Raw genomic sequence first — 25483 nt, 5'->3', positions numbered from 1 at the left:
CAGCCGATCGATCCGAGGATGAGCATGGCCCAGCAGGTGCAGGACGAGGATCCGACCATCGGTCGGTTGGTGCACGACGCCACCAAGGACATCTCCACGCTGATCCAGAAGGAGATCCAGCTCGCGAAGTCCGAGCTCAAGGTCAGCGTCCGCGCCGGCGGCACCGGCATCGGTCTGTTCCTCGCCGCGGCTTTCCTGCTGGTCCTCGCCGTGATCATGCTGTCGGTCGCGATCGCCTACTTCATCAACTGGAACGGCGACGGCCTGGCCCTGCACTGGGCATTGCTGATCGTCTTCGGCTTCTACCTGCTGGTCGCCGCGCTGCTGGTGTACGTCGGGGTGCGCCAGGTGAAGCGGGTCCGCGCCCCCGAGCGCGCGATCGAGCAGGGCAAGGAGATCCCGAAGGCGCTGAAGGGCAAGAGCTAGCCGGCACAGCCCTGGGTGTCGACCTCGTCGGCACCGGCGACCCCGGCCGCGGCGGCCTCGGCGACCTGCCCGGCCGTCAGCGCGTAGCCGGTGTCGTGGTCGTTGACCGACGCTGCGAACACCACGCCCACCACGTCGCCGCGCGACGACACGATCGGGCCGCCGGAGTTGCCGGGCCGGATCAGGCCGCGCAAGGAGTAGACGTCCCGGATGACCGTGCCGCCGCCGTAGATGTCGGGCGAGCGCAGCCGCTGCTGCGACCGGATCCGCGCGGGCTGCACGTCGTACGGCCCGTCCTCGGGGTAGCCGAGCACCGCGACCCCATCACCCGCCCCCGCGGTGCGGTCGAGGTCGAGCAGGTCGGTAGCACCGCTGTCGTAGGCCAGCACCGCCACGTCGACGTCGGGGTTGTAGTAGACGACCGAGGCGGGCAGCGTCGTCTCGCCGACGACGACCTCGGGGTCGTCGACGCCGGCGACGACGTGGGCGTTGGTCATCAGCCGGTTCTGCGCGTAGAGGAAGCCGGAACCCTCGACGCCGCGACCGCACTCGTTGGTGCCGCGGATCTTCACGACGCTGTCGGCCGCGCGCTCCACGTCCGGGTCCTTCAACAGCCGCCGCGGCCCGGGGCCGACCTCGACGATCCGCTCCGGGGCGAACGGCTCGAGGTAGCGCGGGAAGAACGTCGTACCCACGACGTTGTTGAACGCCTGCAGCGCGCCGTCGGCGCTGTCGGGCAGCACGTCGTCGACGCTCGAGAGCACGCGGGAGTCGCGCACCATCGGGGTGATGCCCTCGATCCGCGATCCGGAGATCGCGACGCCGAGCGCCCACGCCACCAGCAGGACCGCCACCGCGCTGAGCACGGCGCCGCCGGCCGCGTCGACGGCCCGCGCGGGCTGCCACGTGATGCGCTCGCGGATGCGGGAGCCGGCGAACTGGAAGAGCGCCTGGCCGAGCGACGCCGCCAGGATCACGATGAAGAGCGCGCCCAGCGAGACCAGCATCGACGGGTCGGCGTCGCCGAGCGCGGTCGGGGCGAGCCAGACGCCGAAGAGGCCGCCGAGCAGCAGGCCGGTCGTCGCGAACGCTCCGGTGATGAAGCCCTGCCAGTAGCCGGAGAGCGCATAGGCGAGGACGAGCACGACGAGCAGCCAGTCGAGCAGGTTCACCTGGCACCCCCGCGGCGCTGGTCGTCGTCGATGTCGAGCAGGTCCGCGCTGCGTCCGCGCCGCTCCTGCCCGGTGAACATGTAAGCGGGCAGGTCGCGCACGCGGGACTCGTCCCACGGGACGGACCACCCGAGGAAGTCCAGCAGCCGGGCGATGATCCCGCCGGTGAATCCCCACAGGATGACGTCGTGGTCTGGACCGATGAGGAAGCCGGGGCTCTGGTAGCCGCCACGCGGCATCCGCACGGTGATGCGGTGGGAGGGGTCGACGAGCTCGGCGAGCGGCACGTGGTGGATCGCGTGGACCTCGGCGTGGCTCACCACCGAGACCTCCGTGGGCTCGGCCCACCAGCCGAGGACGGGGGTGACGGCGAAGTTGCTCGGCGGCAGCCAGAGCTCGGGCAGCCGCCCGAACACCGTGACCGTGCCCGGGTCGACGCCGACCTCCTCGTCCGCCTCACGCAGGGCGGCCTCGACCACGTCCTCGCCGGCGTCGACCGATCCCCCGGGGAAGGACACCTGGCCGGGGTGGGAGCGCATGTCGTGGGCGCGCTCGGTGAGCAGCAGCTCCCCGCCGTGCGGTCCCTCGCCGAACAGCATGAGCACGGCGCCGCGCCGCGCATCGCCGCCCGGCGGCGGCACGAAGCGGGTGAGGTCCTCGGCCTGGATCTGGCGCGCCGCCCGCTCGACGGGGCGCAGCCAGTCGGGGAGGCCCGGTGTCGGCCCGTCGCTCACAGGGCGACCTCGAGGTTGTCCTCGACCAGCTCGACGAGCTCGCCGTAGGAGTCGACGCCGCCGAACTTCTGGTAGACCAGCGTGCCGTCCGCGTCGAGGATCGCGAGATAGGGATACCCGCGGATGAACGGGAACGGGTCCGCGGCGCTGAGGTCGCCGTTCGGGTCGGCCAGCAGCGGGTAGGTCACGCCGGTCTTCTGCGCGAACTCCAGCGCGGCCAGCGGCTGCAGGTCGGCCGAGTCGATGCCGAGGACCGCCACCCGGTCGCCGTACCTCTCGTGGAACTGCTGCAGCGCGGGCATCTCGCGCCGGCACGGATCGCAGAACGACTGCCACAGGTTGACGATCATCGGTCCGTCGAGCGTCGCGAGGTCGACGTCGGGCCCTCCGCCCAGGCACGGCAGGGTGATCGCCGGCAGCCCGCCCTCCTCGGCGGTGCCGGGCGCGCAGTCCTCGATGCCGGCCTCGGCCTTCAGCTCCCGAAGCTGCGGGGTGTCGACGTCGACGTCCACCCTGCCGGGCGCGGGCACGTCGTCGGTGCACCCGGACAGCAGCAGCACGGCCGCCGTCGCGACGGCCAGCAGGGCTCGCCTCATGCTCTGCCCTCGGTCTTGACCAGCTTGGCCGCGGCGACGGGGTCGGTCGGGCCCTCGCCGTACGCCGGGCACCACTTCGCGACCGGGCAGGCGCCGCACGCGGGGTTGCGCGCGTGGCAGCGGCGGCGCCCGTGCCAGATCAGGTGGTGGCTGAGCATCGTCCAGTCCTTCTTCTCGAAGAGGTCGCCGATCGCGTGCTCGACCTTGACCGGATCGGTCTCCTCGGTCCAGCCGAACCGGCGGACCAGCCGCCCGAAGTGGGTGTCGACGGTGATGCCCGGGATGCCGAACGCGTTGCCGAGCACGACGTTCGCGGTCTTGCGGCCGACGCCCGGGAGCTTGACCAGGTCGTCGAGGCGCGGCGGCACCTGTCCGTCGTGGTGCTCGACCAGCGCGGCGCTCAGCTTGAGCAGCGACTCGGTCTTGGCGCGGAAGAAGCCGAGCGGGCCGACGATGCCCTCGAGCGTCGCCCGGTCGGCGGCGGCCATCGCCTTCGCGTCGGGGTACGCCGCGAACAGGGTCGGCCGCACCGCGTTGACCCGCTTGTCGGTCGTCTGCGCCGACAGCACCGTCACCACCAGCAGCTGGAACGGGTCGTCGAAGTCGAGCTCGCAGTGGGCGTCCGGGTAGGTCTCGGCCAGCACCCGGTCGATCTTGCGGGCGCGCCGCACCAGTCCGGTGCGGGTCTCCCCGCTGCTGATCACGGTCTCGGGCGCGTCGGACACGCGGCCCAGCGTACGGCGCGGCGCCGACACCTCCGATTCGCCCTCTCCGACGACTTGCGGGGGCCGCTGCTGTCTGTGAAGTTCCCCACTGGCTAGGATCGGCGGCGGAACCCGTGCGCTCGCGGGAAGGTCTCGAGGAGGATCCGTGGACAACGACGTGCTGCGTCAGGCACCGCTCTTCAGCGCGCTCGACGACGAGGCGGCGACCGCGCTGCGGGCGTCGATGGCCGAGACGCGGCTGCGCCGCGGGGACGTCCTCTTCCACGAGGGCGACTCGGGCGACAAGCTCTACATCGTGCTCGACGGCAAGGTGAAGCTCGGGCGCACGTCGTCCGACGGCCGCGAGAACCTCCTGGCGATCCTCGGCCCGGGACAGATGTTCGGCGAGCTCTCGCTCTTCGACCCCGGCCCGCGCTCGGCGACCGTGACCGCGGTCACCGACGCGACGTTCGCCTCGCTCTCCCACGAGGACCTGCTGCGCTGGCTCGAGGGCCGGCCCGTCGTGGCCCGCGGCCTGCTCGCCCAGCTCGCCGGCCGGCTGCGCAAGGCCAACGACGTCGTCGCCGACCTGGTCTTCTCCGACGTCCCCGGCCGGGTCGCCAAGGCGCTGCTCGACCTCGCCGACCGCTTCGGCCGCACCGCCGACGACGGCGTGCACGTCCACCACGACCTCACCCAGGAGGAGCTCGCCCAGCTGGTCGGCGCCTCCCGCGAGACCGTCAACAAGGCGCTCGCCGACTTCGCCTCCCGTGGCTGGCTGCGCCTCGAACCCCGCTCCGTCGTGATCATGGACGTCGAGCGCCTCGCCCGCCGCGCCCGCTGACGGTTGAATCGAGACTTCTCGTCACTCGAATCGAGAGTTTCGGTCACCAGCGGCGGTTCGAGTACGGCGGCTGGAGCGCCGCGCGGAGCTCACGAAGCCATCGATCGCGTCTGGCATCGGTGAAATCACCTCTGCGAACGACGATGACGGTCCAGCCATGGCGCCGCAGCCAGTCTCGACGTTCCTCGTCCTCGGCGTCCCGGCCCGCGTGAGCCTCCTCGCCGTCGTACTCGACGACGACGCGCGCCCGCCTGTAGGCGAAGTCCAGCCGGTACGTCGGCACGCCATCGATCTCGATCCATGCCTGCGGCTCGGGCAGCGGCAGCCCGGCGTCGACGATGTCCAGGTAGACCCACGCCTCCCGTTGAGACTCCATGCGTGGGTCGACAGACCGGCCAGGCCACGCAGCTGGATGACTCCTCGGCGCCGGCGGTAGCGGCCGAGCTCACGCTCCAGCTCGTGCGCGGTGAAGTCGTGGAGCCGCGCGAGCATGACCATCGCGGCGAAGGCCTCCCGCCGCTTGAGGCAGCACCCGAGATCGAGTGCCGTGCGCAGCGGAGTCGTCACGCAGACACCGTGCAACGTCATCACGTCCGGCGGGCGCAGGTCGCGAGTCCGACCGTCGACCCCGGACACCTTGGTCGGAGCGTGCCAACGGAGCGCGCACGTCTCGATCGGCGGCGCGCTGTCGTGCTCGGCGTAGACATGCGCATCGACACCGTGCAGCCACGCCGCCGTGCGATCGGTGACGACGTGGTGCGGCTTCAGGACGAGGGCGACGGCTCGTGCCCGAAGCTCGATCGAGTCGGGCACATGATTCGAGACGTACACGCCGCGGACGACGGGCCGGACGTCACCGCTCCGCTGCGCGCGTCGCAGCGTTGAAGCCGGCAGGTCGCCGTACGCGAACGGAACGTCGGGCCAGGTCCCCATGGAAGGACGCTCCCCAGCCGACGCCCGCCACTCACCCGTGGATCGCGAAGTTGTGGATGACCGAAAGTCTCGATTCGAATGTCGAGAAGTCTCGACTCGACCGTCAGAGGTCTCGATTCAACGGTGGGCGAGGTGGGCGAGCTGGGCGCGGACGGAGAGCTCGGCGGCGTCCCAGAGCGACTCGTCGACGTCGGCGTACACGACCTCGACGACCTGGCGGGGCAGCGACTGGTCCTCGGCGAGGTCGGGCGAGATCGGGACGGAGAGCTCCGCGAGGGCGCGCTCGACCTGGGCGAGCCGCTCGCGGCGGTGGGCGAGGTAGAAGTCGAGCACGCCGAGGGCGTCGTCGAGGACCGGCCCGTGGGCGGGCCACAGGGCGCGCACGTCGCCGGACGCGGCGAGGGCGCGCATCCGCTCGATGGACGAGAAGTACGGGCCGAGCTGCCCGTCGGGGTGCGCGACGACGGTCGTGCCACGCCCGAGCACCATGTCGCCGGTCAGCAGCGCGCCGTCGGCGGGAAGCAGCAGCGAGATCGAGTCCGCGGTGTGGCCGGGGGTGGTGAGCACCCGCACCGACAGCCCGTCGACGTCGATCGACTCGCCGTCGGTCAGCGGGTCGGCGTCCACGCACAGCGACGGATAGAGCGCGCGTACGGCGCAACCCTTGCGCCGCGCGAACTCCGCCGCCACCTCCGCGTGGTCGAAGTGGTGATGGGTGAGCAGCACCAGCCCGACGTCTCCCAGCTCCGAGGTGAGGCGCTCGAGGTGGCCGTCCTCGATCGGACCCGGGTCGACGACGACCGAGGCCGAGGCCCCGGGCTCCTGCAGCACCCAGGTGTTGGTGCCGTCGAGCGTCATGATCCCGGGGTTGGGCGCCAGCAGGCACCGCCCCCGCGACCCGAAGGAGCCGCCCGACCAGGCGCTCATGCGCGACGACGATCGGCGACGAGCGGGCGCAGCCGCTCGGGCATCGAGAGCGTCCACCCCGCGCCGAGCGGCTCGACCGACGGGCAGAACATCTCGACCGAGCGAGCGGCGGCCACGGACAGCACCGCCTCCGGGGAGTCGTGCTCCCCGACCTCCATCGAGGTGAGGTACGTCGGGGGCATCAGCGCCAGCTCGCCCGCATCGGCCTGGACGACGGCGGCCCGGGCCGGGATCCACTCCACCGAGGACGACTCGGTCGAGACGTCGCGCGTCACCTGCCCGGTCGGCAGGGAGGCCACGAAGAACCAGGTGCGAAAGCGCTTCGGCTCGAAGATCGGCGTCAACCACGCGTCCCACACGCCGAGCAGGTCGGTGCGCAGCACCAGCCCGCGCCGGTTGAGGAAGTCGGTCATCGACAGCTCCCGCGTCTCCAGCGCGACCCGGTCGGCCTCCCAGTCGTCGGCCGTCGTGTCGGCGACGACGTCGGTCTCCGACGTGCCGGCCAGCAGCACCCCCGACTCCTCGAACGTCTCCCGCACCGCGGCGCACACCAGCGCCCGGGCGGTGTCTTCGTCGCAGCCGAGCCGCGTCGCCCACTCCGTCGGGGACGGCCCGGCCCACGCCACCGTGGCGTCGAAGTCGCGCGGGTCCACGCCGCCGCCGGGGTAGACGCACATGCCGCCCGCGAAGTCCATCGAGACCTGGCGACGCAGGTAGTAGACCTCCGGACCCTCGTCCGAGGGGCGCATCAGGATCACCGTCGCGGCGTTGCGCGGCTCGACCGGCGTCTGCCGGCCGTCGTCGAACTCGCGCGCGAGCTCGACCAGCCGGTCCGGCAGCGGCACCGGCGGGAGCGGGATCCTCACTCCGCAGACCCCGGGGCGACCCGGACGACGACCTCGACCTCGACCGGCGAGTCGAGCGGCAGCACGGGTACGCCGACGGCCGACCGGGCGTGCACGCCCGCGTCGCCGAAGACCTTGCCGAGCAGCTCGGACGCGCCGTTGGCGACCTGCGGCTGGCCGGTGAAGTCGGGCGTCGACGCCACGAACACGACCACCTTGACGACCTGCACCACCCGGTCGAGGTCGCCGACCCTCGACTTCACGGCGGCGATCGCGTTGAGCGCACACTGCTCCGCGCAGGCGGCCGCCTCCTCGAGTCCGACCTCCCCGCCGACCTTGCCGGTCAGCATCAGCTCGCCGTTCTTCATCGGCAGCTGACCGGAGGTGAAGACCAGGTCGTCGGAGACGACCGCGGGGACGTAGACCGCGACCGGCGTGGGCACCTCGGGCACCGAGAGCCCGAGCCCGGCGAGGCGCTCCTCTGCTGCGCTCATCCCGCTCACCCCTCGACCGGACGCTTGAAGTAGCCGACCAGGTTCTCCGGGTTCATGCCCGGCGCGATCTGCACGAGCTCCCACCCGTCGGCGCCGAAGTTGTCCAGGATCTGCTTCGCCGCGTGCGTGAGGATCGGCGCGGTCAGGTACTCCCACTTGGTCATGCGGGGTCCCCGAGGAAGCGTGAGCGGTGGGAGCGCAGCGACTGGAGCGAGCGGTTTCTTGGGGTGCTCATGGCTCGCACCCTACTCGCGACGTACGGGCCGTCCACCCGTGGTTGGACGCGCCCACCCGGGCACCCGGTCTAGGGTCGCGCCGTGACCCTCGCGCCCCACGACGACCGGCCCTGGCGGCTGGGCGTGCGCGCCCAACGGTGGTTCGACGTGGCGCTCGCGACCGGGCTGCTGCTTCCGGCGCTCGCGACGCCGCTCACCGGCGCCGGGTGGGTCGGCCTCGTGGTGTCCCTGGCGCAGCTGGTCCCCCTCTACTGGCGGCGCCACCACGCGCTCGTCGTCTTCGCGGTCGTCGCGACCGCCAGTGCCGCGCAGGCGGCCCTGCTCGACGTCCCCCTGTGGAGCCAGGTCGCCTTCCCCGTCGCGACGTACTCGGTCGCCCGCTACGCGTCGATCGGCTGGGGCCTCGCCGCGGTCGGTGTGGGCGTGTGCGGCGCCGTGGTGGCGGCGATGCGCTGGGTCCTCGGCTTCGGGGGCACGCTCGAGGCCGACCCGGTGATCGCCTACGTCGTCACGATCACCACGATCGTGGTCAGCGCGTGGGCGCTCGGCGCCCTGGCCCGCACGCGTCGGGCGTACGTCGACGCGCTGGTCGAGCGGGCCGAGCAGATCCAGCGGGAGGCTGCCCAGCAGGTCGCCCTCGCGGCCTCCGACGAGCGCGCCCGGATCGCCCGGGAGATGCACGACGTGGTCGCCCACGGGCTGTCGACGATCGTGGTGCAGGCCGACGGCGCCCGGTACGCCGCGCGGCACGACCCCGCCGTCGCCGCCGGTGCCCTGGAGACGATCGCCGTGACCGGCCGGGAGTCGCTCACCGAGATGCGCCGGATGCTCGGCCTGCTCCGCTCGGGCGAGGGGACCGGCCTCCGGCCGCAGCCGGGGCTGCCGGACCTCGCCGGCCTGGTGGTCGGCGACCACGTCGACGCGGCGCTGCCGGACCCGACGGCGGTGGTGCCGGACGGGATCGCGCTCACGACCTACCGCGTCGTCCAGGAGGCGCTCACGAACGTACGCCGGCACGCCGGTCCCGACGCTCGCGCGCGCGTCGAGGTGGTGGTGAGCGACGCGGTGTCCGTGCTGGTCGAGGACGAGGGCCGCGGCACCGGGACCGCCGACGAGGGGCACGGACTCGGGCTCGTCGGCATGCGCGAGCGGGTCACGGCCCACGGCGGCACGCTCGAGGCCGGGCCCCGCCCGGGCGGCGGCTGGCGGGTGGCTGCGAGGCTTCCCCTGTGAGGTGGACGCCGTGAGCATCAGGGTCTTCCTGGTCGACGACCAGCAGCTCGTGCGCGGCGGCTTCCGGATGCTCGTCGACAGCCAGCCCGACATGGAGGTCGTCGGCGAGGCCGGCGACGGCGGTGAGGCGGTGCAGCGGCTCGCGGTGACGGCGGCCGACGTCGTGCTGATGGACGTCCGGATGCCGCGCATGGACGGCGTCGCCGCGACCCGCGAGCTGACCGCGCGCGGCGAGCTCCCGCGGGTGGTGGTGCTGACGACCTTCGACCTGGACGAGTACGCGTTCTCGGCGATCAAGGCCGGCGCCGCGGCGTTCCTGCTCAAGGACGCCCCACCCGAGGACCTGCTCGCCGCGATCCGCACCGTGCACGCGGGCGACTCCGTCGTCGCGCCGAGCACGACCCGCCGGCTGCTCGACCGGTTCGCGGCGGTGCTGCCCGATGCCGCGGGCACCACGACGGACGACCGGCTGGCCGGGTTGACCGACCGCGAGCGCGAGGTGCTCGTGCTGGTCGGACGCGGCCGGACCAACACCGAGATCGCCGCCGAGCTCGTGGTCGCCGAGGCGACGGTGAAGACTCACGTCGGCCGGCTGCTCGCCAAGACCGGCTCGCGCGACCGGGTGCAGCTGGTCGTGCTGGCGTACGAGACCGGGCTGGCGCGTACGACCTGAGTCGTACGCCGGGTCCGGCCCGCGGGCTGACGATCCGGGCGCCGGGAGCCGGGATCGTCCTCGTCATGACGATCACCCAGACCTCCGTCCGCGTCGCGGCCCGGGCCCGCGGCCTCACCCGCGTCTACGGCCACGGCGACTCCGACCACACCGCCGTGCACGCCCTCCGCGGCGTCGACCTCGACCTGCCGGCCGGCCGCTTCACCGCGATCATGGGCCCGTCCGGCTCGGGCAAGTCGACCCTGATGCACTGCCTGGCGGGCCTCGACACGCCCACCGCCGGTGCCGTCGAGGTCGCCGGCCGCGCCCTGGAGGACATGGACGACACCGCGCTGACCGTCTTCCGGCGAGAGCACATCGGCTTCATCTTCCAGTCCTTCAACCTGCTGCCCATGCTGACCGCGGGCCAGAACGTGCTGCTCCCGCTCGAGCTCGCCGGCCGCCGCGTCGACGCCGAGGTCCGCGACCGCCACGACCTGGTCGTCGACGTCCTCGGCATCCGCGACCGGCTGGGCCATCGCCCGTCGGAGCTCTCCGGCGGTCAGCAGCAGCGGGTGGCGATCGCCCGCGCGCTGGTCAGCCAGCCCGACATCGTGTTCGCCGACGAGCCGACCGGCAACCTCGACAGCGAGGCGTCGGCCGAGGTGCTCGGCTTCCTGCGCCGCTCGGTGCGCGAGCTCGGCCAGACCGTCGTCATGGTGACGCACGAGCTCGACGCCGCGGCGTACGCCGACGACGTCGTCGTGATCGCGGACGGACGGATCCGGGCGCACCTCACCGAGCCGTCGACCGAGCAGCTGGTCGCCACTCTCCGGGGGGACGCTCGATGAGGACGGTGCTGCGCGCGTCGCTGCGCACCCACACCCGCCGCTACGTCTCGGCGGCGGTGGCCGTGGTCATCGGGGTAGCGTTCGTCGTCGTCACCAGCCTGCTCTCGGACGCGACCAGGGCCGGCCTGGTCGCCGGCGTCGAGCTGCCCTACCGCGGCGCCGACGTCGTCGTCAGCGACGTGGACGCCGACCAGGCGGAGCGCGTCGTCGACCGGGCGGAGGCCGACGGCGACTCCGCCGCCGTCCTCGGCTGGACTCCCCAGTCCGTGCGGGTCGGCGACGCTCTCCTCGGCGAGCGCACCGACGTCGGCGCGATCGCGACCGACCCCGACCTGCGCTGGCAGGTGCTCCGCGACGGCCGCTTCCCCGAGCAGCCCGGCGAGGTCGTCGCCGACGCCAACTCGGTGAAGGGCGAGGAGGTCGCGATCGGTGACATCGTCGAGGTCGGCACCGGCCGGGACGCGGTCGAGGCCACGCTCGTCGGCCTCGTCGACACCCCGTCGGCCAGCGTCGGGGCGCAGCTCTACCTCACCTGGCCGGACCTGCGCGGTCTCGACTCGGACCTCTGGGTCGACTCCGTGGTGTACGCCGGGCCGGGCGCGTCCGCCCTCGCCGAGGCCCTGCCCGAGGGCGCGCGGGTGCAACCGCGCGACGAGTTCGTCGAGGACCGTCAGGCCGAGCTCACCAACGAGGTGAACGTGCTGGCGATCCTGCTGCTGATCTTCGCGGCGATCGCGCTCTTCGTGTCGGTGCTGGTCATCGCGAACACCTTCTCGATCCTCTTCGCCCAGCGCGCCCGCGACTTCGCGCTGCTGCGCTGCGTCGGCGGGACCCGTCGTCAGGTTCTCCGGTCGGTGCGGGTCGAGGCGCTCGCCCTCGGCCTGGTCTCCGCCCTGCTCGGGCTCGGCGTCGGCACCGGGCTCGGCTACGCACTGGTGGCGCTGGCGAAGTCGGCGCTTCCCACCGGGACCATGGCGTTCCCGGTGCCGTCGCTGCCGTGGTACGCCGGTGCCCTCGCCACCGGCGTCCTCGTCACGGTGGTGGCGGCCTGGCTCCCCACCCGGCGCGTGGTGCGCATCAGCCCGCTGGCCGCGCTGCGCCCGGACGACTCGACCGGCGTGCGGTCCGGCGCCGGCCGGCTGCGGGTCCTCCTGGGGGTCGTCGCGATCGCCCTCGGCGGCGCGCTCCTGGCCCTGTCGGTCGGCGCGGGGAGCGCGGCCGTCATGGTGGCCGGCGGGGCCGCCTCCTTCACCGGCGTGCTGCTGCTCGGACCGGTCCTCGTCCCGGCACTCATCCGCGCCGTCGGCGGCGCGGTCGGGCGGGTTGCGGGGGCACCCGCCCGCCTCGCGGCCGAGAACGCCGTGCGCAACCCACGGCGCACCGCCGCCACGACCGCGTCCCTGCTCGTCGGCGTCACGCTGACCACGGCGGTGCTGGTGGGCCTCGCCAGTTCGCGCAGCGCGGTCGCGGACGACCTCGACACGGACCACCCGGTCGACGTGACGCTCACCGGCACCGACCGGGCGCTGTCCGCGGACCTCGTCGACGAGGTCGGTGCGGCGCCGGGCGTCGACTCCACCGTCGCGCTCACCGGCACCTCGGCGACCGTCTCCGGCGTCGGCCGGCTGCCGGTGGTCGCGATGACCGACGACGCCGACGTGGTCCGCGGGCCTCAGCGGATGCCGGAGCCGGGCGAGGTCTGGGTGCCGGTCGACCTCATGGACGGGCTCGCAGACGGCTCCGAGGTCACCGTCCGGGCGGGTGCGCACAGCCAGGTCCTGCGGGTCCGGACCGGCGACGGCTTCGGCGAGGCCGCGCTCGTGGCGCCCGCCACGCTGACCGCGCTGACCAGCACCACCGAGCCCTGGGCGATCTGGGTCCGAGCCTCCGACGACGCCGATGCCGAGGACCTCGGCGGCGACCTCGACGCGCTCGCCCGGCCGGCGGGCGCGGACCTGGTCAACGGCCTGCGGGACCGCGCGTGGGTGACCCTCCAGCTCGACGTCCTCACCGGCACCGTGGTCGCGCTGCTCGGCATCGCCGTCGTGATCGCACTGATCGGCATCGGCAACACGCTCGGCCTCTCGGTGCTCGAGCGCGGCCGCGAGAACGCCCTGCTCCGTGCGCTCGGCCTCACCCGGCGCCAGCTGCGCGCGACGCTCGCCACCGAGGCCGTGCTGCTCTCCGTGGTCGCGACCGCCCTCGGGACGGCGATCGGCGTGACCTTCGCCTGGGTCGCCGTGCAGGCCCTGGTGAGCAGGGCGGTCGACGACGCCGCGATGGTGCTGCCGTGGGGTCAGCTGGCGCTCGTCGTGCTGGTCGCCGGGATCGCCGGCCTCGTCTCGGCACTCCTGCCCGCTCGGCGCGCCGCCCGCGTCGCCCCTGCGGCCGGCCTCAGCCTCGACTGAGGGCCCCGCGCCTCACCACCACCCGACGTACGGCGCGAGCACGCCCTTGAGCTCGTTGACGGCCAGCGCCGCGAAGAGGACCGCGCACAGCAGCATCAGCCCGTTGGAGAGCCAGCCGTTGCGCCACTCCCGCGGCACCTCGGAGTGCGGGAGGGCACCCTCGCGGCGCCGGTTGAGGAGCACGAGCAGCGTGACCGCGAGGAAGGGCATGAAGAGCGCGCCGAGGGTGCCGTAGGCCAGGATCAGGCCGACGGGCTCGTCGAGCAGCAGGAGCAGCATCGGCGGGAAGGTGAGCCAGAGCATATAGGCGCGGAAGTAGCGGCCCCCGGTGCGGGTGTCGGGGTGACCAGACGGCAGGTCGCGGAGGTTGCCGACGTAGTCGGCGAACATCAGGCTCACCCCGCTCCACACGCCGATCAGCGACGAGAACGACGAGGCGAAGAAGCCGACGAGGAAGACCTTGCCGAAGACCTCGCCGTACCGGTCGTCGAGCACGTCGGAGAGCTGGACGAGCGCCTGGTCACCGGTCTTGGCGGCGATGCCGGCGGAGTAGTAGAGCTCGGCGCCCACGATCAGCATCGCGACCACGAAGATCCCGGTGACGGCGTAGGCCACGCCGTTGTCGAGACGCATCACCCGCATGAACGCCGGGCTGTCCCACCCCTTCTCGCGCAGCCAGTAGCCGTACGCCGCGAGCGTGATCGTCCCGCCCACGCCACCCGCGATCGCCAGCACGTTGATAACCGAGTCGTCCGGGAACACCGGCCGCAGGCCGAGGACGATCTCGCCGAGATTCGGGGTCGCGAGGAGCGCGGCGCCCACGACGGCGAGGAACATGACGCCGACCAGCGCGGCCATCACCTTCTCGAACGTCGCGTAGGTGCCGAACCAGACCATCAGCAGCCCGATCACGCCGAGCACGACGGCCGTCCACCGCAGCGACAGGTCGGGGAAGAGCGCGATGACGGGCAGCGCCGACGACGACATCGCGGTGGCGCCGTACACCAGGCCCCAGACGACGATGTACGGCGCGAAGTACCACGTCGTCCACCGGCCCAGGCTGCGCCAGCCCTCGAAGATCGTCCGGCCGGTGGCCAGCGAGTAGCGCCCGGCGCCCTCGACGAGCACGACCTTGATGATCGCGCCGAGGACGGCGACCCACAGCAGCGTGTAGCCGAACTTCGCGCCGGCGACGAGCGTCGCCACGAGGTCCGCGGCGCCGACGCCGGTGGCCGCGACCACGAGGCCGGGGCCGACGATCCTCCACTTCGGTGGCCGTCGTTCCTGCTGCTCGGTGTCGGCGCTCATGAGGAGCGCCTACCCACCCGGGCGCGGGCTCAGTCCCCCGGGAGCCTCAGCCTGGATCCGCCGATGGCCGCCGTCGCGAGCGTCACCAGGCGGGTGCGATGGCAAGGCGTCCGTCGCGAAGGCATACCGGGCGTCTTCCGAGCGGCGGCAACGAAGCCAGCGTGCCCGGATGGTGGCGCGCAGCAGGCGGAGAGCGGCGGATCCAGGCTCAGGCGGTCTGCACCATCGGCACGCGCAGGCGCGCCGCGTAGCGGGCCTGGACGGACTCGGCGTACGCCGCCTTGCGTCGCGCGGCGACGCCGGTCGGGTTGGCTGGCTCCTCGACCAGGTGCGGCTCGAGAGCCGACGCGAGCGCGCCGCGGAGCAGCACGAGCGCCTCGGCGCGCAGCTGGGAGACGCGCGACTCGGTGACGCCCAGCTCGGCGCCGATCTCCGCCATCGGCCGCTCCTCGAGGAAGTAGGCGCGGACGACGAACTGCAGCCGCTCGGGGAGCTCGTCGATGGCGTCGGCGAGGTAGGCGAGCTGCTCGCCGCGCTCGAGGAGCGCCTCGGGGCCGAGCGCGGCGGTCGGCACCTCGTCGGCGAGGTCGCGGTCGGTGCCGTGGATCGAGAGGACGCTCGCCCGGGCGACGTCGGCGTCGGCCCGGACGACCTCGGCGGTCGGGACTCCGAGCGACTCGGCGACGGCGCGGTCGTCGGGGAACTGACCCATCGCGGCGGCGAGCCGCTGCCGGGTGGCCTCGATCTCGCGACCCTTCCGACGCACGGAGCGGGAGGCCCAGTCGACCGAGCGGAGCTCATCGAGGAGCGCGCCGCGGATGCGCTGCGCGGCGTACGCCGCGAAGGGGACGCCCAGGTCGGGGTCGAACGCGCGGGACGCCGCGACGAGCGCGACCAGTCCGGCCGATCGCAGGTCGTCGCGATCGACGGAGGCCGGGATACGGCCGGAGACCTCGCGCACCAGGTGCGCAACCAGGGGGATGTGGTCCACTGCCAGCTGCTCGGCGGTGGTCGCGGCGGAGTCGATGATCGTGCTCGTCACACGGTCGGAACGGTTCACGGAGAAGATCGTGACGCGTTCTTGCGGCTTTTCTGTACTTACTTGTCCGTAATGGTCTAGACGGGCTATGCGAACCACCGCGCGGACCAGTCGAACCACGCGAGGGGGTTACCCGAACCACCCGATTGCGACTACGGAGGACCACCTGAGCGAGCGCGGCGACGATCCCGGTTGACCTCGACCGCGGTTGAAGTCCTACCGTCCTGCCGTGACCGCGACCACACCGCGAGCCGAGTCGCGGCCGCGACTGCTCTCCCCGACGTACGCCGCCACCACGATCGGGATGTTCGCGCTGTGTGCCTTCGTGGCGTTCGAGGCGACCGCGGTCACGACCGTGATGCCGACGGTCGCCGACGAGCTCGACGGCGTCGGGCTCTACGCGCTCTCGTTCGCGGCGCCGCTCGCGAGCGCCGTCGTCGGCATGGTCGCGGCCGGCGCGTGGAGCGACCGGCGGGGGCCGGTGCGGCCGCTCGCGGTGGCGCTGGTGCTCTTCGCGCTCGGCCTCGTCGTCTGCGGGGTCGCGCCCTCGATGGAGGTGCTGGTCGGTGGCCGGGTCCTCCAGGGGCTCGGCGGGGGCGCGCTCACCGTCTGCCTGTACGTCGTGGTCGGCCTGGTGTTCCCCGCCATGCTCCAGCCCGCGGTGTTCGCGAGCTTCGCGGCGGCGTGGGTGCTGCCCTCGCTGTTCGGCCCGGCCCTGGCGGCGTTCGTCGCCGATGCCCTCGGGTGGCGTTGGGTCTTCCTCGGCGTCGTCGCGCTGGTGGCGCTGGCGGCGGTGCTGATCGGGCCGGCGCTGCGCACCCTCGAGAGGCGGGAGGAGGGCACGCCCGCCTCGCGGTCGCGGCTGGCGTGGGCGGTCGTGGTCGCCGTCGCCGTGCTCGCGCTCGAGCTGCTCGGCTCGCGGCGGGGCCCCACCGCGGTCCTCGCGGTCGCCGCGCTCGCCGTCGTGCTGGTGGCGCTGCGGCGGATGCTGCCCGCCGGCTCGCTGGTCGCCCGGCGCGGCCTGCCGGCCGTGATCGGCACCCGCGGCCTGCTCAGCGCGTCGTTCTTCTGCGCCGAGGCCTACATCGTCTTCGTGCTCCAGGAGCGCTGGGGCCTGACCGCCGCCACCGCCGGCCTCGCGCTCACGGGCGTGGGCATCGTGTGGGCGGCGTCCAGCCAGGTGCAGTCCCGGCTCGGCGAGCGGGTCTCCGACGTCGCCGCGATGCGCTGGGGCAGCGGGCTCCTGCTCCTCGGCACGCTCGGGCTCGTCCTGGTCGTGGCGACGCACGGGCCCTGGGCGCTCACGATGGCGACGTACGTCGTCGCCGGCGCCGGCATGGGCTTCGGCTACCCGCGCACCGGCGTCGCGATGCTCGCCGCCTCCACCGATGCCGACCGCGGCTTCAACTCGTCCGCGCTGTCGATCGCCGACTCGCTCGGCGGCGCGCTCGCGCTCTCGATCTCCGGCATCGTGTTCGGCGCGGCGCACCGGGCGGACGTCGACCCGTTCCTGTCCGTCTTCGTCCTGGCGACCGCGCTCGGCGCGCTCTCGGTCGCCACGGCGGCTCGGACCGCCACCGTTCGACGCTGACCCGCCGGGCGGGCCGGATGCAGGAATACCCGGTGCACCGGGTATCCCTGCACTTCTCGGCCGATGCAACACCCGAGAAGTGCAGGCACTGCCCGAGAAGTCGTCCGTCTCCCACCGCGGACCGTGGACAGCTCAGCCGGCGCGAACCTCGGGCTCGGTCTTCTCCCGGACCTCCTGCTCGGTGACGCCGGGCGCGAGCTCGACCAGACGGAGCCCTCCCCCGACTGATGCGGGAGCGACGTCGAGGACGCACAGGTCGGTGATGATCCGCTGCACGACCCCGCGGCCGGTGTAGGGCAGCGAGCACTCGTCGACGATCTTGTACGAGCCGTCCTTGGCGACGTGCTCCATGAGCACGATGACCTTCTTCGCACCGTGGACCAGGTCCATGGCGCCGCCCATCCCCTTGACCATCTTGCCGGGGATCATCCAGTTCGCGATGTCGCCGGTCCTGGAGACCTGCATCGCGCCGAGGATCGCGGCGTCGATCTTGCCGCCGCGGATCATCCCGAACGACGTGGCCGAGTCGAAGAACGACGCGCCCCGCCGCAGCGTGACGGTCTCCTTGCCGGCGTTGATCAGGTCCGGGTCCTCCTCGCCCTCGAACGGGTAGGCGCCGACGCCGAGGATGCCGTTCTCCGACTGCAGCACCAGCTCGACGTCGTCGCCGACGTAGTTGGGCACCAGCGTCGGCAGCCCGATGCCCAGGTTCACGTACGACCCGTCGTGCAGCTCCGAGGCCGCCCGCGCGGCCATCTCCTCACGCGACCAGCTCATGCGCGCGCCCCTTCTCGTGATCGCACAGTCCTCTTCTCGATCCGCTTGTCCGCCGCCTGCTCGGGCGTCAGCGGTACGACGCGCGCCACGTTCACCCCGGGGGTGTGGACCTCGTTGGGGTCCAGCTCGCCGGGCTCGACCAGCTCCTCGACCTCCGCGATCGTGACCCGGCCGCACATCGCGGCGAGCGGGTTGAAGTTGCGCGCGGAGTCGCGGTAGACGAGGTTGCCGTGCCGGTCGCCCTTCCAGGCCCGCACCAGACCGAAGTCCGCGACGATCGCGTGCTCGAGCACGAACTCCTTGGGCCCCTCGGCCGTGTCGAACACCTGCGTCTGCTTGGCCGGAGACGAGACCACGACGTTCCCGGAGTCGTCGTACCTCCACGGCAGCCCGCCCTCGGCGACCTGGGTGCCGACCCCGGTCGCGGTGAAGAACGCCGGGATCCCCGAGCCGCCGGCTCGCATCCGCTCCGCGAGCGTGCCCTGCGGCGTCAGCTCCACCTCCAGCTCACCGGAGAGGTACTGCCGCGCGAACTCCTTGTTCTCGCCGACGTACGACGAGATCATCCGCCGGAGCCGCCGCTGCCCCAGCAGCACCCCCAGCCCCCAGTCGTCGACACCGCAGTTGTTCGACACCGCTTCGAGATCGCTCGTGCCGGCCTCCAGCAACGCCGCGATCAGCACCGACGGGATCCCGCACAGCCCGAAGCCCCCGACCGACAGCGTCGCACCGTCGGGGATGTCCGCGACCGCCTCAGCGGCCGACCTCACCACCTTGTCCATGCGGCTGATCCTAGAGCTCGCGGGACTCGTCTAGGCTCGGCACATGGTCGATGCCGACTGGTCGCGCGTGCGCCTGCACGTGGTCACCGGCAAGGGCGGGACGGGCAAGTCGACGGTCGCCGCCGCCCTGGCGCTCGCGCTGGCGTCCCACGGCAAGCAGGTCCTGCTGTGCGAGGTGGAGGGCCGCCAGGGCATCGCGCGGATGTTCGACGTCGACCCGCTCCCGTACGCCGAGCGCCGCATCGCCACGGGGCTACGGCACGACGACCGCCGGCCGGGCGTGGTCCACGCGCTGCACATCGACGCCGAGGCGGCGCTGCTCGAGTACCTCGCGATGTACTACAAGCTGGGCCGGGCCGGCCGCGCGCTCGACCGATTCGGCGTCATCGAGTTCGCCACGACGATCGCGCCCGGGGTGCGCGACGTGCTGCTGACCGGCAAGGTCTTCGAGGCCGTGCAGCGCAACAGCCGCAACAAGTCCGCCACCCGCTACGACGCGGTCGTGCTCGATGCACCGCCCACCGGGCGGATCACGCAGTTCCTCAACGTCAACGACGAGCTCGCCGGACTCGCCAAGGTCGGACCGATCAAGAGCCAGGCCGACACCGTGATGACCCTCTTCCGGTCGCCGCGCACCGCGGTGCACCTCGTCACGGTGCTGGAGGAGATGCCGGTGCAGGAGACCGCGGACGGCATCGTCGAGCTGACGAGGGCCCGGCTGCCGGTCGGCGCCGTCATCGTCAACCAGGTGCGCCCCCGCGACATCTCGGCCGACGAGCTCTACGCGGTCCGCTCGGAGGGCGTCGACCCCGCCCGGATCACCGCCGACCTCAAGGAGGCCGGCGTCGAGCCCGACGACGGGCTCGTCGAGGAGCTTCTCGAGGAGGCACGCGACCACGCCGTACGCCGCGCGCTCGAGGACGGCCAGCGCGACCTCGTCACAGGGCTCGGCCGCCCGACCTACGAGCTGCCCCGGCTGCCCGGCGGCATCGACCTCGGCGGGCTCTACGAGCTCGCCGAGGACCTCAAGGTCCAGGGGCTCGCATGACCCGCGCCCGCGGCCGCGTCGGCCCCCTCGCCAGCAGCCCGGGCCCGGTGCCCGAGCTCGACGTCGACGCACTGCTCGACGACCGCGGCATCGGGATCATCGTGTGCTGCGGCTCCGGCGGGGTCGGCAAGACCACCGCGTCCGCGGCACTGGCCCTGCGGGCCGCCGAGCGGGGTCGCCGGGTCGTGGTGCTCACGATCGACCCGGCCCGGCGGCTCGCCCAGTCGATGGGCATCGAGCGGCTCGACAACACGCCGCGACCGGTCGCCGGGCTGCGCAGCAACGCTCGCGGCAACCGCAGGGGCGGCGGGCTCGACGCGATGATGCTCGACATGAAGCGCACCTTCGACGAGGTGGTCGAGAGCCAGGCCACGCCGGAGAAGGCCCGCCAGATCCTCGACAACCCCTTCTACCAGGCCCTGTCGAGCTCGTTCGCCGGCACGCAGGAGTACATGGCGATGGAGAAGCTCGGCCAGATCCACGCCGACGCGCAGCGGGACGGCAGCTACGACCTGATCGTCGTCGACACCCCGCCCTCGCGCTCCGCGCTGGACTTCCTCGACGCGCCCGAGCGGCTGTCGAGCTTCCTCGACGGACGCTTCATCCGGCTGCTCCTGACCCCGGCCAAGGGACCGGCGCGGATGATGTCGGCGGGCTTCGGCATGATCACCGGTGCGCTCACCAAGGTCCTCGGCACCCAGGTGCTGCGCGACATGCAGACCTTCGTCGCGGCGTTCGACACGCTCTTCGGGGGGTTCCGTCAGCGCGCGCAGAAGACCTTCGAGCTCCTCCAGGCGGAGGGTACGGCGTTCCTCGTCGTGGCGGCCCCGGAGCCCGACGCGCTCCGCGAGGCGGCGTACTTCGTCGAGCGGCTCGCCGAGGACGACATGCCCCTCGCCGGGCTGATCGTGAACCGGGCCAGCCCGGAGCCGTCCGGCACGCTCTCCGCCGACGAGGCGATGGCCGCCGCGGCGCGACTGCGCCAGCGCGAACCGGCGTCACTCACGGCCGGCCTGCTGCGCCTGCACGCAGACCGGTCGCGCATCGTGCAGCGCGAGGAGCAGCTGCGCGCGCGGTTCGCCGCGGCACACCCGCAGGTGGCCACCGCCCTGGTGCCGGCGCTGCCGGGCGACGTGCACGACCTCGCCGGCCTGCGCCGGGTCGGTCAGCTGGTGGCCGGAGCCGAGTCGGTGTGAGTCACACCGCGGACGGCGTCAGCGCGCCGTCCTTCTCCCGGGCGGCCTCGAGCACCGCCCGCCACGAGGCGTTCGGACGACGACGCAGCAGCGCGCGGCGCTCCCGCTCGGTCATCCCGCCCCAGACTCCCCACTCGATCTGGTTGTCGAGCGCCTCCGCGAGGCACTCGGTCCGCACCGGACAGGCGGAGCACAGCTGCTTCGCCTTGTTCTGCTCCGCGCCACGCACGAACAGCTGGTCCGGGTGCGACTCGCGGCACGCAGCCGCGCTGGCCCAATCCTCAACCCACATGTCGGATGTCCCCACATCACTCCGAGATAGGCGGCGTCCCCATGACGCCTACCCGGGATACAAGCTCCCCTCGGTGCCCAAAGTTAAGGAACCTCACAGCACAGAAACAGACCAAATGTGCCCAATTCGTCTAGTCCATTCGGACTAGTCCACCTGGGTCAGGCGCGTCCGCGGGGCGGGCGCCGCGAAATCGGGCATCGTCGGGAAGGTCCCGTACCCTAGGGCGCATGGTTGTCCCACGCGAGGAGCGTCTCCCCGCCGGTCGCGTCGCGTCCCACCTGCTGGTCATGGTCGCGGTCGCGGCGGTGGTCGGCGTCCTCGTCGCCGGTCTGGCGATCCCGTTCGCCGGGGTGATGGGCATCGGGGCCCGCAACGTCGCCACCGCGATGGACAACCTGCCGGCCGAGCTCGAGACCGACCCGCTGCCGCAGCGGACCCGGCTGCTCGACTCCGACGGCGACACGATCGCCACCTTCTACGACGAGAACCGCGTCAACGTCTCGCTCGACCAGATCTCGCGGACCATGGTCGAGGCGATCGTCGCCATCGAGGACTCCCGCTTCTACGAGCACGGCGCGCTCGACCTCAAGGGCACCGTGCGCGCGTTGATCACCAACCAGGCCAACGACGGGGTGGTGCAGGGCGGCTCGTCGATCACCCAGCAGATGGTCAAGATGACGCTGCTGACGCAGGCCCGCACCAAGGCCGAGCGCGCGGCCGCGACCGACGACACCTACGCCCGCAAGCTCCGTGAGCTCCGCTACGCCATCGCCTTCGAGCAGCACCACACCAAGGACTGGATCCTCGAGCGCTACCTCAACATCGCCTACTTCGGCGACGGCACCTACGGCGTGCAGTCGGCGGCGCGCCACTACTTCGGCGTCAACGCCAAGAAGCTCAACCTGCGGCAGTCGGCGATGCTGGCCGGCCTGGTGAAGAACCCCACCGGCTACGACCCGACCAACTCCCCCGACCGTGCGCTCGAGCGCCGCAACATCGTGCTCGACCGGATGGCCCAGCTCAACGTGATCACCCGCGAGAAGGCGGAGAAGGTCAAGGAGAAGAAGCTCGGGCTCCACGTCGTCGCCTCCAAGAACGGCTGCTGGTACTCCCGGGCCCCCTTCTTCTGCGACTACGCCTGGAACTACCTCCTCGACGACCCGTCGCTCGGCGAGACCGTCTCGCAGCGCCGCCAGCTGCTGAAGTCCGGCGGACTCACCATCCGCACGACGCTCGACCTCGACTACCAGGCCGCCGCCGAGACCGCGGTGTCCGGCCACGTGTCGCAGGGCGACCGGGCGGTCGGTGCGCTCGCGATGGTCGAGCCGGGGACCGGGTACGTGCGGGCGATCGCGCAGTCCCGGCCGATGGGTCGCAGCGAGAAGGAGGGCGAGACCTTCCTCAACTACGCGGTGCCCACGAAGTACGGCGACTCCGCCGGCTTCCAGGCCGGCTCGACGTTCAAGCCGTTCGTGCTGGCCGCGGCCGTCGAGCAGGGCATCCCGCTCACCACCACGTTCAACGCCCCGATGTCGATGACGATCGACACCGCCGAGTACGAGAACTGCGAGGGAGCCGGCAACTTCGTCGGACCCTGGAACGTGTCGAGCTCGACGTCCTCCGGCACGATGGACCTCTACCGGGGCACGCGTGAGTCGGTGAACACGTTCTACGCCATGCTCGAGCGCGAGACCGGTGTCTGCGAGCCCTTCCGGCTCGCGAAGAAGATGGGCGTCCAGCTCACCTACGCCAAGGGCGATGGCACCCACCTGCCCGAGCGGGTGCCGACCTTCACCCTCGGCATCGCCGACGCCAGCCCGCTCGAGATGGCCGAGGCGTACGCGACGTTCGCGGCCCGCGGGCTGCACTGCGACTCGGTGCCGATCACCTCGATCTCCGACTCGCGGGACAACGTGCTGAAGAAGTACGGCAGCTCCTGCCAGCAGGTGATCGAGCAGTCCTCGGCCGACGCCGTCAACGACGTGCTGCGCGGCGTCCAGGAGCCGGGCGGGTTCGGGTACGACCAGGGCACCGGCCTGACCGTGCCCTCGGCGGCCAAGACCGGCACCACCCAGGACGGCAAGTCGGTCTGGTACGTCGGCTACACCCCGAAGGTCTCGACCGCCGCGATGATCGCGGGCGCCAGCAAGGACGGCCAGAAGCCGATCCCGCTCGCCGGCCAGACCATCCACGGCAACTACGTCTACTCGGTGTCCGGCTCCGGCTTCGCGGGACCGATGTGGGCCCAGGCGATGCACGCCATCCAGGGCAGCCTCGAGTCCGTCGACTTCACCCCGCCGACCGAGACCGCGGTCGAGGGCGTCCCGGCGACCGTCCCGAGCGTCGGCGGCATGAGCATGGACGAGGCCGAGCGCACGATCGAGCAGGCCGGGTTCAACGCGATCCGCGGCGGCACGACGTACTCCGACTACTCGGCCGGCACGGCGGCCTACTCCAGCCCGTCGGGCGGCTCGTCGATCGCGAAGGGCTCGGTCGTCACGATCTACGAGTCCAACGGTCAGTCACCGCCCAAGCCGCCCAAGCCCGACAAGGGTGGCCGGGGCGGCGGCAACGGGCACGGCAACGGCGGCGGCAACGGGCACGGCGGCGGCCGCGGTCGCTGACCGGCTCCTCGGGAACCGCCCTTCGAGACGCCTCGTCCCTCGGCTCCTCAGGAACCGCCGAGTTGGCGGCGCACCTCCGCCGCGACGGCGGCGCCGTCGGCGCGGCCCTTGACCTGCGGCTGCACCATGCCCATGACCTTGCCCATCGCCCTCATCCCCTCGCCGGTCGCACCCACCTGCGCGATCGCGGAGGTGACGATGTCGGCGATCTCCTGCTCCGACAGCTGCGCGGGCAGGTAGTCGGCGATGACCGCCGCCTCCGCGGTCTCCTTCTCGGCCATCGCGGTGCGGCCGCCGTCGGTGAACGCAGCGGCCGCCTCGCGACGCTTCTTGGCCTCGCTGGAGAGCACCCCGATGATGTCGTCGTCGCTGAGCTCGCGCGCCGTCTTGCCTGCGACCTCGGCGTTCGTGATCGCCGAGAGCACCATCCGCAGCGTCGAGGAGCGCACCTCGTCGCGGGCCTTGATCGACGCGGTGAGGTCGGCGCGGAGACGGTCCTTGAGCGCGCTCATGCCCGCACTCGCTTCGCTCCGTGCGCGCATGAGGCACAGGTCGCGCCGTACTGGATGGTTCGCTCGCTCCGCTCGCTCATGGCCGCCATTGTGGCAGCCTTGCCGAGTGACCTCCGCCGACGCCGTGCGCCGCAGCCTGCTGGGCGTCGTGGGCTCGGGGGCGGTCGCGGCGGCGGCGCTCACGACGTACGCGGTGGTGGAGGCGCGTGACTACACCCTGCGCCGGGCGACGGTGCCGGTCCTGCCGCCCGGGAGCCCCGCGCTGCGGGTGCTCCACCTCAGCGACGTGCACCTCACGCCCGGGCAGCGTCGCAAGCGGGAGTGGCTGCGCGGGCTGGCCGACCTCCGGCCGGACCTGGTCGTCGACACCGGCGACAACCTCGCCCACCGCGACGCCGTCCCGGCCGTGCTCGAGAGCCTGGGCGACCTGCTCGGCGTGCCCGGGGTGTTCGTCTTCGGCTCCAACGACTACTTCGAGCCCAGCCTGCGCAACCCTCTCCGCTACCTGCTGCCCGACGACGGCAAGCGGCACACGAGCGTCCCGCAGCTGCCGTGGCGCGAGCTGCGCTCGTCCCTCACCGCCGCCGGCTGGACCGACCTCACCAACCGGCGGGCGGAGGTCGGGGTGCGGGGGCTGCGGATCGCGTTCGCCGGCGTCGACGACCCGCACCTCGGCTACGACCGCCTCGACCTCGTCGCCGGGCGCGCCGACCCCGTCGCCGACGTACGCCTCGGTGTCGCGCACGCGCCGTACCTGCGCGTGCTGGACCGCTTCGCCGCCGACGGGTACGACGCGGTGCTCGCCGGCCACACCCACGGCGGCCAGGTCTGCCTGCCCGGCGTCGGCGCACTGACCACCAACTGCGACCTCGAGCCGGCGCGCGCGAAGGGCCTGCACCGCCACCCGGCCGACTCCCGGCCCGGCGATCCCGGCTCGTCGTGGCTGCACGTCTCGGCGGGCCTGGGCACCAGCCCCTATGCCCGGATCCGGGTCGCCTGCCGCCCCGAGGCCACGCTGCTCACCCTGGTCGAGTCACCGGCACCGACGGGCGCGCAGACCCGGGCACGGACCGAGGCCTGAACCGATTTCGGGGCGCCGGAGGTGCTCGGGTATGGTTGCCCCGGCTCGCTCCGGTGAGCCGTTCGGGCTGTGGCGCAGCTTGGTAGCGCGCCTCGTTCGGGACGAGGAGGCCGCAGGTTCAAATCCTGTCAGCCCGACCAGTGTGATGTCTCAGGGCATCGTGGAGGGCCGAACCCAA

General features: G+C 72.6%; 27 protein-coding genes and 1 tRNA gene. 13 read left to right on the top strand and 15 right to left on the bottom strand.

Annotated features, from left to right (window positions below; genetic code table 11):
- Positions 1–18: 18 nt before the first annotated feature.
- Positions 19–426, top strand: a complete 408-nt coding sequence (locus PZ894_RS08535; protein ID WP_275744077.1) for a phage holin family protein — start codon at positions 19–21, stop codon at positions 424–426.
- Here the strand turns inward: PZ894_RS08535 and PZ894_RS08530 are convergent.
- Genes PZ894_RS08530 through nth form a run of 4 tightly spaced genes read right to left on the bottom strand, consistent with a single transcriptional unit; the run spans position 423 to position 3653 of the window.
- Positions 423–1598, bottom strand: coding sequence for a MarP family serine protease (locus tag PZ894_RS08530; protein WP_275744076.1), 1176 nt, complete (start codon positions 1596–1598; stop codon positions 423–425). The two genes, PZ894_RS08535 and PZ894_RS08530, sit on opposite strands and share 4 nt — an antisense overlap.
- A complete protein-coding gene (locus PZ894_RS08525; RefSeq protein WP_275744075.1) occupies positions 1595–2332 on the bottom strand; it encodes a CoA pyrophosphatase in 738 nt (245 codons plus the stop codon). Before PZ894_RS08525 ends, PZ894_RS08530 begins: the two co-directional genes overlap by 4 nt.
- Complete coding sequence (locus PZ894_RS08520) at positions 2329–2928, bottom strand: TlpA disulfide reductase family protein (RefSeq protein WP_275744074.1); 600 nt, start codon at positions 2926–2928, stop codon at positions 2329–2331. Before PZ894_RS08520 ends, PZ894_RS08525 begins: the two co-directional genes overlap by 4 nt.
- Positions 2925–3653, bottom strand: coding sequence for an endonuclease III (nth, locus tag PZ894_RS08515; RefSeq protein WP_275744073.1), 729 nt, complete (start codon positions 3651–3653; stop codon positions 2925–2927). Before nth ends, PZ894_RS08520 begins: the two co-directional genes overlap by 4 nt.
- Before the next feature lie 145 nt (positions 3654–3798).
- On the opposite strand from nth, the gene PZ894_RS08510 reads away from it, so the two are divergent.
- Positions 3799–4476 carry a Crp/Fnr family transcriptional regulator gene (locus PZ894_RS08510; protein ID WP_275744072.1) on the top strand — a complete coding sequence of 226 codons (678 nt, stop codon included), beginning with the start codon at positions 3799–3801 and terminating at the stop codon, positions 4474–4476.
- Positions 4477–4519: 43 nt separating this feature from the next.
- Here PZ894_RS08510 and PZ894_RS08505 read toward each other — a convergent pair whose 3' ends face one another.
- Positions 4520–4852, bottom strand: a complete 333-nt coding sequence (locus PZ894_RS08505; protein WP_275744071.1) for a DUF559 domain-containing protein — start codon at positions 4850–4852, stop codon at positions 4520–4522.
- Between the two features lie 2 nt (positions 4853–4854).
- Here PZ894_RS08505 and PZ894_RS08500 point away from each other — a divergent pair, with 2 nt between their 5' ends.
- Positions 4855–5361, top strand: coding sequence for a hypothetical protein (locus tag PZ894_RS08500; RefSeq protein ID WP_275744070.1), 507 nt, complete (start codon positions 4855–4857; stop codon positions 5359–5361).
- Between the two features lie 165 nt (positions 5362–5526).
- On the opposite strand, the gene PZ894_RS08495 is transcribed toward PZ894_RS08500, so the two are convergent.
- The 4 genes from PZ894_RS08495 to PZ894_RS08480 are packed head-to-tail and all read right to left on the bottom strand — an operon-like array spanning position 5527 to position 7839.
- Positions 5527–6336: an MBL fold metallo-hydrolase gene (locus tag PZ894_RS08495; RefSeq protein ID WP_275744069.1), complete on the bottom strand. Its 810-nt coding sequence runs from the start codon at positions 6334–6336 to the stop codon at positions 5527–5529.
- The gene (locus PZ894_RS08490; protein ID WP_275744068.1) at positions 6333–7202 is read right to left on the bottom strand and encodes an NUDIX domain-containing protein; all 870 of its coding nucleotides are present in this window, start codon (positions 7200–7202) and stop codon (positions 6333–6335) included. Before PZ894_RS08490 ends, PZ894_RS08495 begins: the two co-directional genes overlap by 4 nt.
- Positions 7199–7675 carry a RidA family protein gene (locus tag PZ894_RS08485; protein WP_275744067.1) on the bottom strand — a complete coding sequence of 159 codons (477 nt, stop codon included), beginning with the start codon at positions 7673–7675 and terminating at the stop codon, positions 7199–7201. Before PZ894_RS08485 ends, PZ894_RS08490 begins: the two co-directional genes overlap by 4 nt.
- Before the next feature lie 5 nt (positions 7676–7680).
- A complete protein-coding gene (locus PZ894_RS08480; RefSeq protein ID WP_275744066.1) occupies positions 7681–7839 on the bottom strand; it encodes a DUF4177 domain-containing protein in 159 nt (52 codons plus the stop codon).
- A 153-nt stretch (positions 7840–7992) separates the two neighbouring features.
- Between PZ894_RS08480 and PZ894_RS08475 the strand changes: the two genes are divergently transcribed.
- The 4 genes from PZ894_RS08475 (at position 7993) to PZ894_RS08460 (ending at position 13055) form a co-directional block, all read left to right on the top strand.
- Positions 7993–9144, top strand: coding sequence for a sensor histidine kinase (locus PZ894_RS08475; RefSeq protein ID WP_275744065.1), 1152 nt, complete (start codon positions 7993–7995; stop codon positions 9142–9144).
- 10 nt (positions 9145–9154) lie between these two features.
- Positions 9155–9817: a response regulator transcription factor gene (locus PZ894_RS08470; protein WP_275744064.1), complete on the top strand. Its 663-nt coding sequence runs from the start codon at positions 9155–9157 to the stop codon at positions 9815–9817.
- 65 nt (positions 9818–9882) lie between these two features.
- A complete protein-coding gene (locus PZ894_RS08465; RefSeq protein ID WP_275744063.1) occupies positions 9883–10647 on the top strand; it encodes an ABC transporter ATP-binding protein in 765 nt (254 codons plus the stop codon).
- Entirely contained in the window at positions 10644–13055 is a 2412-nt protein-coding gene (locus PZ894_RS08460; protein WP_275744062.1) for an ABC transporter permease, read from the top strand. Before PZ894_RS08465 ends, PZ894_RS08460 begins: the two co-directional genes overlap by 4 nt.
- Before the next feature lie 12 nt (positions 13056–13067).
- On the opposite strand, the gene PZ894_RS08455 is transcribed toward PZ894_RS08460, so the two are convergent.
- Together PZ894_RS08455 and PZ894_RS08450 are read right to left on the bottom strand one after the other, a co-directional pair.
- Positions 13068–14363 (bottom strand): Nramp family divalent metal transporter, encoded by a 1296-nt coding sequence (locus PZ894_RS08455; RefSeq protein WP_275744061.1) that lies wholly within the window; start codon positions 14361–14363, stop codon positions 13068–13070.
- Between the two features lie 208 nt (positions 14364–14571).
- Positions 14572–15423, bottom strand: a complete 852-nt coding sequence (locus tag PZ894_RS08450; protein ID WP_275744060.1) for a sigma-70 family RNA polymerase sigma factor — start codon at positions 15421–15423, stop codon at positions 14572–14574.
- 208 nt (positions 15424–15631) lie between these two features.
- Here PZ894_RS08450 and PZ894_RS08445 point away from each other — a divergent pair, with 208 nt between their 5' ends.
- A complete protein-coding gene (locus PZ894_RS08445; RefSeq protein ID WP_275744059.1) occupies positions 15632–16993 on the top strand; it encodes an MFS transporter in 1362 nt (453 codons plus the stop codon).
- 132 nt (positions 16994–17125) lie between these two features.
- Here PZ894_RS08445 and PZ894_RS08440 read toward each other — a convergent pair whose 3' ends face one another.
- Together PZ894_RS08440 and PZ894_RS08435 are read right to left on the bottom strand one after the other, a co-directional pair.
- Positions 17126–17770, bottom strand: a complete 645-nt coding sequence (locus tag PZ894_RS08440; RefSeq protein ID WP_275744058.1) for a CoA transferase subunit B — start codon at positions 17768–17770, stop codon at positions 17126–17128.
- The gene (locus PZ894_RS08435; RefSeq protein ID WP_275744057.1) at positions 17767–18552 is read right to left on the bottom strand and encodes a CoA transferase subunit A; all 786 of its coding nucleotides are present in this window, start codon (positions 18550–18552) and stop codon (positions 17767–17769) included. The genes PZ894_RS08440 and PZ894_RS08435 overlap by 4 nt, the downstream gene beginning before the upstream one ends.
- A gap of 43 nt (positions 18553–18595) precedes the next feature.
- On the opposite strand from PZ894_RS08435, the gene PZ894_RS08430 reads away from it, so the two are divergent.
- Both PZ894_RS08430 and PZ894_RS08425 read left to right on the top strand, forming a co-directional pair.
- Positions 18596–19600 carry an ArsA-related P-loop ATPase gene (locus PZ894_RS08430; protein ID WP_275744056.1) on the top strand — a complete coding sequence of 335 codons (1005 nt, stop codon included), beginning with the start codon at positions 18596–18598 and terminating at the stop codon, positions 19598–19600.
- Entirely contained in the window at positions 19597–20796 is a 1200-nt protein-coding gene (locus tag PZ894_RS08425; RefSeq protein WP_275744055.1) for an ArsA-related P-loop ATPase, read from the top strand. Before PZ894_RS08430 ends, PZ894_RS08425 begins: the two co-directional genes overlap by 4 nt.
- Before the next feature lies 1 nt (position 20797).
- Here the strand turns inward: PZ894_RS08425 and PZ894_RS08420 are convergent, their stop codons facing one another.
- The gene (locus PZ894_RS08420; RefSeq protein WP_275744054.1) at positions 20798–21088 is read right to left on the bottom strand and encodes a WhiB family transcriptional regulator; all 291 of its coding nucleotides are present in this window, start codon (positions 21086–21088) and stop codon (positions 20798–20800) included.
- Positions 21089–21315: 227 nt separating this feature from the next.
- Between PZ894_RS08420 and PZ894_RS08415 the strand changes: the two genes are divergently transcribed.
- Positions 21316–23712: a transglycosylase domain-containing protein gene (locus PZ894_RS08415; protein ID WP_275744053.1), complete on the top strand. Its 2397-nt coding sequence runs from the start codon at positions 21316–21318 to the stop codon at positions 23710–23712.
- Between the two features lie 47 nt (positions 23713–23759).
- On the opposite strand, the gene PZ894_RS08410 is transcribed toward PZ894_RS08415, so the two are convergent.
- Positions 23760–24224 carry a GatB/YqeY domain-containing protein gene (locus PZ894_RS08410; RefSeq protein ID WP_275744052.1) on the bottom strand — a complete coding sequence of 155 codons (465 nt, stop codon included), beginning with the start codon at positions 24222–24224 and terminating at the stop codon, positions 23760–23762.
- Between the two features lie 124 nt (positions 24225–24348).
- Between PZ894_RS08410 and PZ894_RS08405 the strand changes: the two genes are divergently transcribed.
- Both PZ894_RS08405 and PZ894_RS08400 read left to right on the top strand, forming a co-directional pair.
- Positions 24349–25305, top strand: a complete 957-nt coding sequence (locus PZ894_RS08405) for a metallophosphoesterase (RefSeq protein WP_275744120.1) — start codon at positions 24349–24351, stop codon at positions 25303–25305.
- 63 nt (positions 25306–25368) lie between these two features.
- Positions 25369–25445: transfer RNA gene (locus PZ894_RS08400), tRNA-Pro, on the top strand.
- Positions 25446–25483: the final 38 nt, after the last annotated feature.

Origin of the sequence: Nocardioides sp. YIM 152315 (assembly GCF_029210375.1) — a bacterium.
In the GTDB taxonomy this organism is placed as follows: Bacteria; Actinomycetota; Actinomycetes; order Propionibacteriales; family Nocardioidaceae; genus Nocardioides.
Note: the sequence above shows the minus strand (reverse complement) of the source record. Positions and strands in the feature narration are given on the sequence as shown.

Coding starts and splice junctions, on each gene's coding strand:
- PZ894_RS08535 (WP_275744077.1), top strand. CDS start 19: ATGAGCATGGCCCAGCAGGTGCAGGACGAGGATCCGACCATCGGTCGG.
- PZ894_RS08520 (WP_275744074.1), bottom strand. CDS start 2,928: ATGAGGCGAGCCCTGCTGGCCGTCGCGACGGCGGCCGTGCTGCTGCTG.
- PZ894_RS08505 (WP_275744071.1), bottom strand. CDS start 4,852: ATGGAGTCTCAACGGGAGGCGTGGGTCTACCTGGACATCGTCGACGCC.
- PZ894_RS08495 (WP_275744069.1), bottom strand. CDS start 6,336: ATGAGCGCCTGGTCGGGCGGCTCCTTCGGGTCGCGGGGGCGGTGCCTG.
- PZ894_RS08485 (WP_275744067.1), bottom strand. CDS start 7,675: ATGAGCGCAGCAGAGGAGCGCCTCGCCGGGCTCGGGCTCTCGGTGCCC.
- PZ894_RS08480 (WP_275744066.1), bottom strand. CDS start 7,839: ATGACCAAGTGGGAGTACCTGACCGCGCCGATCCTCACGCACGCGGCG.
- PZ894_RS08465 (WP_275744063.1), top strand. CDS start 9,883: ATGACGATCACCCAGACCTCCGTCCGCGTCGCGGCCCGGGCCCGCGGC.
- PZ894_RS08460 (WP_275744062.1), top strand. CDS start 10,644: ATGAGGACGGTGCTGCGCGCGTCGCTGCGCACCCACACCCGCCGCTAC.
- PZ894_RS08455 (WP_275744061.1), bottom strand. CDS start 14,363: ATGAGCGCCGACACCGAGCAGCAGGAACGACGGCCACCGAAGTGGAGG.
- PZ894_RS08440 (WP_275744058.1), bottom strand. CDS start 17,770: ATGAGCTGGTCGCGTGAGGAGATGGCCGCGCGGGCGGCCTCGGAGCTG.
- PZ894_RS08435 (WP_275744057.1), bottom strand. CDS start 18,552: ATGGACAAGGTGGTGAGGTCGGCCGCTGAGGCGGTCGCGGACATCCCC.
- PZ894_RS08430 (WP_275744056.1), top strand. CDS start 18,596: ATGGTCGATGCCGACTGGTCGCGCGTGCGCCTGCACGTGGTCACCGGC.
- PZ894_RS08425 (WP_275744055.1), top strand. CDS start 19,597: ATGACCCGCGCCCGCGGCCGCGTCGGCCCCCTCGCCAGCAGCCCGGGC.
- PZ894_RS08420 (WP_275744054.1), bottom strand. CDS start 21,088: ATGTGGGTTGAGGATTGGGCCAGCGCGGCTGCGTGCCGCGAGTCGCAC.
- PZ894_RS08415 (WP_275744053.1), top strand. CDS start 21,316: ATGGTTGTCCCACGCGAGGAGCGTCTCCCCGCCGGTCGCGTCGCGTCC.
- PZ894_RS08410 (WP_275744052.1), bottom strand. CDS start 24,224: ATGAGCGCGCTCAAGGACCGTCTCCGCGCCGACCTCACCGCGTCGATC.